Genomic DNA, 7,195 nt, shown 5'->3' on the forward strand with positions numbered 1-7,195 from the left:
TTAATCCCGACGATCGTCTTTATGTTCGATACTGTCACGATGCTCGTCTTTGCGCTGGAACTCACCGTCAAAGGTCTCGCCCCCACCCGTTCCGGCGCTAAAACCACCGCCGGGCATACGAGAAAAACGCAAATGTGGCAGCAGTTTCATCGTCAGATGCTTCTGCACCGGGGGTAATAAAAGAAGAAGACCAAGGAAATCGGTGAAAAAACCCGGCAGCACTAATAGCAGACCGGCAATAATCAGCGAAACGCTCTTGATCATTTCTGCAGCCGGGCTTTCACCTGCCGCCATTTTTTGTTGCATCAGTAAAAAGTTCTTAAATCCCTGATTACGAACCAGAGACATCCCGATAACCGACGTAAAAATAACCAAAATCAGGGTCATCAGAACACCCAACACATGGGCAACCTGAATAAAAATAGATATCTCTATGTAAACATAGAGAAAAATGGCAAGTAATGGTATCCAGCGCAAAGGGATCTCCTGTCAATAACAGTCGTTTTTTTCAACGCCTGTTCAAAAATTATGTGACTCGCATCAGTCTGATATTGAGGTGGTTAGCAAAATTTCAAGTCGCTTGTACACTAATATTTAGTGTTAATCCTAAAGGGGTGATCTATTTCACAGAATAATAAATAAGGGGTAAATTCCACGCTTTAAGTGATCCAGATTACGGTAGAAATCCTGAACCAGCATATGATCTCGGGTATCAGACCGATGCAGGGGATAATCGTCGGTCGAGAAACAATCGAAATCACATATATCCTGTGTGTTTAGTCAAATCATTGGCAGCTTGAAAAAGAAGGTTCACATGTTAAACAACATTCGTATCGAAGAAGACTTGTTGGGTACCAGGGAAGTTCCAGCGGACGCTTACTATGGTGTTCACACTCTGAGAGCGATTGAAAACTTCTACATTAGCAACAACAAAATCAGCGACATTCCTGAATTTGTTCGCGGCATGGTAATGGTGAAAAAGGCAGCGGCGATGGCCAACAAAGAGCTGCAAACCATTCCTAAAAGTGTGGCAAATGCCATCATCGCGGCGTGTGATGAAGTCCTGAATAACGGAAAATGCATGGATCAGTTCCCGGTAGACGTTTACCAGGGTGGTGCGGGTACCTCCGTCAACATGAACACCAACGAAGTGCTGGCCAATATCGGTCTGGAACTGATGGGTCACCAGAAAGGTGAATATCAGTACCTGAACCCGAACGACCACGTTAACAAATGTCAGTCTACCAACGACGCATACCCAACCGGTTTCCGTATCGCGGTATACGCATCCATCATCAAACTGATTGATGCCCTGAACCAGCTGCGTGAAGGCTTCGAGAAAAAAGCCGATGAATTCCAGGACATCCTGAAAATGGGTCGTACCCAGTTGCAGGATGCTGTACCGATGACCCTCGGTCAGGAATTCCGTGCTTTCAGCATCCTGCTGAAAGAAGAAGTGAAAAACATTGGGCGTACTGCAGAGCTGCTGCTGGAAGTTAACCTCGGCGCAACGGCAATCGGTACGGGTCTGAACACACCGAAAGAATACTCTCCGCTGGCAGTGAAAAAACTGGCTGAAGTTACCGGTTTTGCCTGTGTTCCTGCAGAAGACCTGATTGAAGCAACTTCTGACTGCGGCGCATACGTTATGGTGCATGGCGCACTGAAACGTCTGGCTGTGAAGATGTCCAAAATCTGTAACGACCTGCGTTTGCTCTCCTCTGGTCCACGTGCCGGCCTGAACGAGATCAACCTGCCGGAACTGCAGGCTGGCTCTTCCATCATGCCAGCTAAAGTGAACCCGGTTGTTCCGGAAGTCGTAAACCAGGTGTGCTTTAAAGTCATCGGTAACGACATCACTGTCACCATGGCGTCTGAAGCAGGTCAGCTGCAGCTGAACGTTATGGAGCCAGTAATCGGCCAGGCAATGTTCGAATCCATTCACATTCTGAGCAACGCTTGCTACAACCTGTTGGAAAAATGCGTTAGCGGCATTACTGCTAACAAAGAAGTGTGCGAAGCATTCGTATACAACTCTATCGGTATCGTTACTTACCTCAACCCGTTCATCGGCCACCACAACGGCGACATCGTTGGTAAAATTTGTGCCGAAACCGGTAAGAGCGTACGTGAAGTTGTCCTCGAGCGCGGCCTGTTGACCGAAGCCGAACTGGACGATATCTTCTCAGTACAGAACCTGATGCACCCGGCTTATAAAGCAAAACGTTATACTGATGAAAGCGAACAGTAATCGTGTAGGGTAGTACCAGAGAAGGCACGTCAGATGACGTGCCTTTTTTCTTGCACGAAGTTACTTAAAAACAACAATTTAATATCAACTTGTTAAACAACAAGGAAGGCTAATATGATAGTTTTAGAACTTATCATCGTTTTGCTGGCAATCTTTTTAGGTGCCAGACTTGGGGGTATCGGTATTGGATTTGCAGGTGGGCTGGGTGTCCTGGTTCTCGCCGCTATCGGCGTAAAACCCGGTAATATCCCGTTCGATGTCATTTCCATTATCATGGCGGTTATCGCTGCCATCTCAGCTATGCAGATTGCAGGTGGTCTGGACTATCTGGTTCATCAAACTGAAAAACTGCTGCGTAAGAACCCGAAATACATCACGATCCTGGCACCCATCGTGACCTATTTCCTGACCATCTTTGCGGGTACGGGTAACATCTCTCTGGCAACTCTGCCGGTTATCGCTGAAGTTGCGAAGGAACAAGGGATCAAACCTTGCCGTCCGCTCTCAACTGCGGTGGTTTCTGCTCAGATTGCGATCACAGCATCACCAATCTCTGCAGCCGTGGTTTACATGTCTTCCGTAATGGAAGGTCATGGCATCAGCTATATTCACCTGCTGTCCGTGGTTATTCCGTCCACCCTGCTGGCCGTTCTGGTAATGTCCTTCCTGGTGACTATGCTGTTCAACTCTAAACTGTCTGACGATCCGATTTATCGTAAACGTCTGGAAGAAGGTTTGGTTGAACTGCGCGGTGAAAGACAAGTTGAAATCAAAGCAGGCGCAAAAACTTCCGTTTGGCTGTTCCTGCTGGGCGTAATTTGCGTTGTTGTCTATGCGATCGTTAACAGCCCAAGCCTTGGTCTGGTCGCTAAACCGCTGATGAATACCACCAACGCTATCCTGATCATCATGCTGAGCATCGCGACGCTGACTACCATCATCTGCCGCGTTGAAACTGACTCCATTCTGAATTCCAGCACCTTCAAAGCCGGTATGAGCGCCTGTATTTGTATCCTGGGCGTTGCGTGGTTGGGTGATACCTTCGTATCTCACAACATTGACTGGATCAAAGATACTGCAGGTAGCGTAATTCAGGGTCATCCGTGGCTGCTGGCCGTCATCTTCTTCTTTGCTTCTGCACTGCTGTACTCTCAGGCAGCAACCGCTAAAGCACTGATGCCGATGGCTCTGGCGCTGAACGTTTCCCCGCTGACCGCTGTTGCCTCTTTCGCAGCTGTTTCCGGCCTGTTCATTCTGCCAACCTACCCAACGCTGGTTGCGGCAGTTCAGATGGATGACACTGGTACAACCCGCATCGGTAAATTCGTCTTTAACCATCCGTTCTTCATCCCGGGTACTCTGGGTGTAGTTCTGGCTGTCTGCTTCGGCTTCTTGCTGGGTAGCTTCATGCTGTAAGTTTTTTCTGCAGGGTGCCCGTGCGCCCTGCAGTTCCTCCTCCTCACCCCGCTTTAGCTAACATCCTTCCCTCGTCCGTTGTATAGTGACCACTCTTTAGCTGGTTACTCTGTTCTTTCGAGGTGTTTATGCTTGATGTAAAGAGTCAGGATATTTCCATCCCCGATACCGTTGTGGTGCTCTGTACTGCTCCGGATGAAGCAACCGCCCAGGATCTGGCTGCAAAAGTGCTGGCGGAAAAGCTGGCAGCCTGCGTGACACTTCTGCCCGGTGCAACCTCCCTCTATTATTGGGAAGGTAAACTGGAGCAGGAATATGAAGTCCAGATGATTTTAAAAACCACCGTCACGCACCAGCAAGCCCTTCTCGATTGCCTGAAGTCACATCACCCGTATCAAACACCTGAACTTCTGGTTTTACCCGTCACTCACGGAGACTTTGATTACCGCTCATGGCTCAACGCATCCTTACGCTGATCCTGCTGCTGTGCAGCACATCTACCTTTGCCGGATTATTTGACGCGCCCGGCCGCTCGCAGTTTGTTCCTGCCGATCGGGCGTTTGTTTTTGATTTTCAGCAAAACCAACACGATCTGAACCTCTCATGGCAGGTCAAAGATGGCTACTATCTCTATCGCAAACAGATAAGCATTACGCCATCTCAGGCCGATATTGCCGAGATAAAACTGCCGCCTGGCGTCTGGCATGAAGATGAGTTTTACGGCAAAAGTGAGATTTACCGTAAACAGTTGAATATCCCGGTCACGGTTAATCAGGCCGCAACTGGCGCAACATTAACGGTCACGTACCAGGGCTGTGCCGACGCCGGTTTTTGCTATCCGCCGGAAACTAAAACTGTCCCCTTAAGTGAAGTGTCAGCCGCTGTCGGGGGGGCTCCGGCTACCGCACCTGTCACTGAGGCCCCGGAAGAGAAACCACAGCCCGCAGCCCAGCTCCCCTTTTCCGCGCTGTGGGCATTGCTAATCGGCATTGGCATCGCTTTCACGCCCTGCGTACTGCCGATGTATCCGCTGATTTCCGGCATCGTGCTGGGCGGCAAGCAACGGTTATCAACCGGTAGGGCGCTGCTGCTGACGTTTATCTACGTCCAGGGAATGGCGCTCACCTATACTGCGCTGGGTCTGGTTGTTGCCGCCGCCGGATTACAGTTTCAGGCGGCATTACAGCATCCTTATGTTCTGATCGGTCTTGCCATCATCTTTACGCTGCTGGCTCTGTCTATGTTCGGCCTGTTCACGCTGCAACTCCCTTCCTCATTGCAAACGCGCCTCACGTTGCTGAGTAACCGCCAGCAAGGCGGCTCTCCCGGTAGCGTCTTTGCGATGGGGGCGATTGCGGGTCTCATCTGTTCTCCTTGCACAACCGCGCCGCTAAGCGCGATTTTGCTGTATATCGCTCAGAGCGGAAATATGTGGCTGGGAGGCGGTACGCTGTATCTGTACGCGCTGGGGATGGGCTTGCCGCTGATGTTGATTACCGTCTTTGGCAACCGCCTGCTGCCTAAAAGCGGTCCATGGATGGAACATGTTAAAACCGCTTTCGGCTTCGTCATCCTGGCGCTTCCCGTCTTCTTGCTTGAACGCATCATTGGCGACGAATGGGGCGTGCGCCTGTGGTCACTGTTGGGCGTCGCGTTCTTTAGCTGGGCATTCATTACCAGCCTGCAGGCAAAGCACGCCTGGATGCGTATCGTGCAGATTGTCCTGTTAGCCGCAGCGCTTGTCAGTGTACGTCCATTGCAGGACTGGGCGTTTGGCATGCCGCATGCTCAAACCCAGACACACCTTAACTTTACGCCGGTGGCCTCGGTAGAGGCGTTAAATCAGGCGCTGGCGCAAGCCAAAGGCAGGCCCGTCATGTTGGATTTGTATGCCGACTGGTGCGTGGCTTGTAAGGAGTTTGAGAAGTACACCTTCAGCGATCCGCAGGTTCAGCAAGCACTAGGCGACACGGTGCTTTTACAGGCGGATGTAACTGCAAACAATGCCAAGGATGTCGCTCTCCTGAAACATCTACAGGTTTTAGGTTTGCCAACTATCCTGTTTTTTGATGCCGAGGGTAAAGAGCATCCGGAGGCTCGGGTAACGGGATTTATGGATGCAGCGACCTTCAGCGCACATTTGCGCGATCGTCAACCGTGAGCGACACTTGCAAAAGGAAATACGGAGGAGAATACCGTGCAACGTGAAGATGTCCTGGGAGAAGCCCTGAAATTACTTGAGGTTCAAGGGATAGCCAATACCACGCTGGAAATGGTGGCCGAACGTATCGATTATCCGCTTGATGAACTACAGCGCTTTTGGCCAGATAAAGAGGCCATCCTGTATGATGCGTTACGTTACCTCAGCCAGCGGGTGGATATCTGGCGGCGTCAGCTTTTGCTGGATGAGACCCTGAGCGCGGAACAGAAATTACTGGCACGCTACAGCGCGCTGTCCGAATGCGTGAGCAATAATCGCTATCCCGGCTGCCTGTTCATTGCCGCCTGCACGTTTTATCCCGACCCTGGACATCCAATCCACCAGTTAGCCGACCAACAAAAAAAAGCAGCGCATGACTTCACTCATGAGCTACTGACTACGCTGGAAGTTGACGACCCGGCTATGGTCGCCAAACAGATGGAGCTGGTGCTGGAGGGATGTCTGAGCCGCATGCTGGTGAATCGTAGCCATGCTGATGTCGAAACGGCACACCGTCTGGCGGAAGATATTCTGCGCTTTGCCCAGTGCCGTATGGGCGGCGCGCTAACCTAAGCGAACAAGCCCATCCTGGCCGGTGTGAGTAAGCATAACGCCATCAGTCGTTGAAAACGTGCCATCGCCACGGTGGTGCGAATTAATCGGTTAACCGCCCTGGTCAGCGTGTGATTAAAATTCAGCGAATCACTCTTTTGCCATACTGTCCTTCTTGCACTTTGCATGACCTGTCGGCATCGTGGCGATCTGGAAGATTTGTGCAAACTTCAGGCACAAACGCACAGATTGCCGTAATATTAAGCGGTTGAACCGCTTTTCCTGAAATTTGATTGACTGGCAGGCGCGAATACGGTTTAATGCGCCCCGTTGCCCGGATAGCTCAGTCGGTAGAGCAGGGGATTGAAAATCCCCGTGTCCTTGGTTCGATTCCGAGTCCGGGCACCACTATTTAAAGAACCCGCCCTTGAGGCGGGTTTTTGCTTTTATAGTTTCTGATAGCTTCCAGCCGATCGTTTTACCCTATTTCTGACCCGCCACCTCTCACAAACACCACACGTAAACTCAATCTCGCCGTTAACAGCCAATTTCAGTAAGCAGACGCCAGGGATCTATATAAAAATGGGATTCATCGTAACGGGACGTACAGCGGTGGACGATCTTGGGCGCCCCTACCCGTTGCTCAATCTCGTGCGTGGGTAGCAGGGTGCGGGATTGCCTGATGCGCTGCGCTTATCAGGCCTACAAAATACGTTCAGTACAACGTAGGCCGGATAAGGCGGTGTGCCGCATCCGGCAGGTTTCATTTCACACAG

The 7,195-nt window shown here is 50.8% G+C and carries 6 protein-coding genes, 1 tRNA gene and 1 pseudogene; 7 read left to right on the plus strand and 1 reads right to left on the minus strand.

What is annotated here, in order from left to right; all coding sequences use genetic code 11:
• Nucleotides 1–477: an FxsA family protein gene (locus FDW97_RS02525; protein ID WP_006686272.1), complete on the minus strand. Its 477-nt coding sequence runs from the start codon at nt 475–477 to the stop codon at nt 1–3.
• Nucleotides 478–814: 337 nt separating this feature from the next.
• On the opposite strand from FDW97_RS02525, the gene aspA reads away from it, so the two are divergent.
• From aspA to FDW97_RS23565, 7 genes and pseudogenes are all read left to right on the plus strand, one after another.
• Nucleotides 815–2,251: an aspartate ammonia-lyase gene (gene aspA, locus FDW97_RS02530; RefSeq protein ID WP_032940252.1), complete on the plus strand. Its 1,437-nt coding sequence runs from the start codon at nt 815–817 to the stop codon at nt 2,249–2,251.
• A 114-nt stretch (nt 2,252–2,365) separates the two neighbouring features.
• Nucleotides 2,366–3,667: an anaerobic C4-dicarboxylate transporter DcuA gene (dcuA, locus tag FDW97_RS02535; RefSeq protein ID WP_038636462.1), complete on the plus strand. Its 1,302-nt coding sequence runs from the start codon at nt 2,366–2,368 to the stop codon at nt 3,665–3,667.
• A 128-nt stretch (nt 3,668–3,795) separates the two neighbouring features.
• Nucleotides 3,796–4,143 (plus strand): divalent cation tolerance protein CutA, encoded by a 348-nt coding sequence (gene cutA, locus FDW97_RS02540; protein WP_003025447.1) that lies wholly within the window; start codon nt 3,796–3,798, stop codon nt 4,141–4,143.
• Nucleotides 4,119–5,828, plus strand: coding sequence for a protein-disulfide reductase DsbD (locus FDW97_RS02545; protein ID WP_137350616.1), 1,710 nt, complete (start codon nt 4,119–4,121; stop codon nt 5,826–5,828). Before cutA ends, FDW97_RS02545 begins: the two co-directional genes overlap by 25 nt.
• 36 nt (nt 5,829–5,864) lie before the next feature.
• A complete protein-coding gene (locus FDW97_RS02550) occupies nt 5,865–6,440 on the plus strand; it encodes a transcriptional regulator (RefSeq protein ID WP_006686267.1) in 576 nt (191 codons plus the stop codon).
• Nucleotides 6,441–6,751: 311 nt separating this feature from the next.
• Nucleotides 6,752–6,827 (plus strand) — tRNA-Phe (locus tag FDW97_RS02560).
• A 108-nt stretch (nt 6,828–6,935) separates the two neighbouring features.
• Nucleotides 6,936–7,082, plus strand: a pseudogene (locus FDW97_RS23565) (GNAT family N-acetyltransferase); the annotation flags it as partial.
• Nucleotides 7,083–7,195: the final 113 nt, after the last annotated feature.

Origin of the sequence: Citrobacter sp. wls708, from assembly GCF_005281255.1 — a bacterium.
GTDB classification, from domain to species: Bacteria; Pseudomonadota; Gammaproteobacteria; order Enterobacterales; family Enterobacteriaceae; genus Citrobacter; species Citrobacter werkmanii.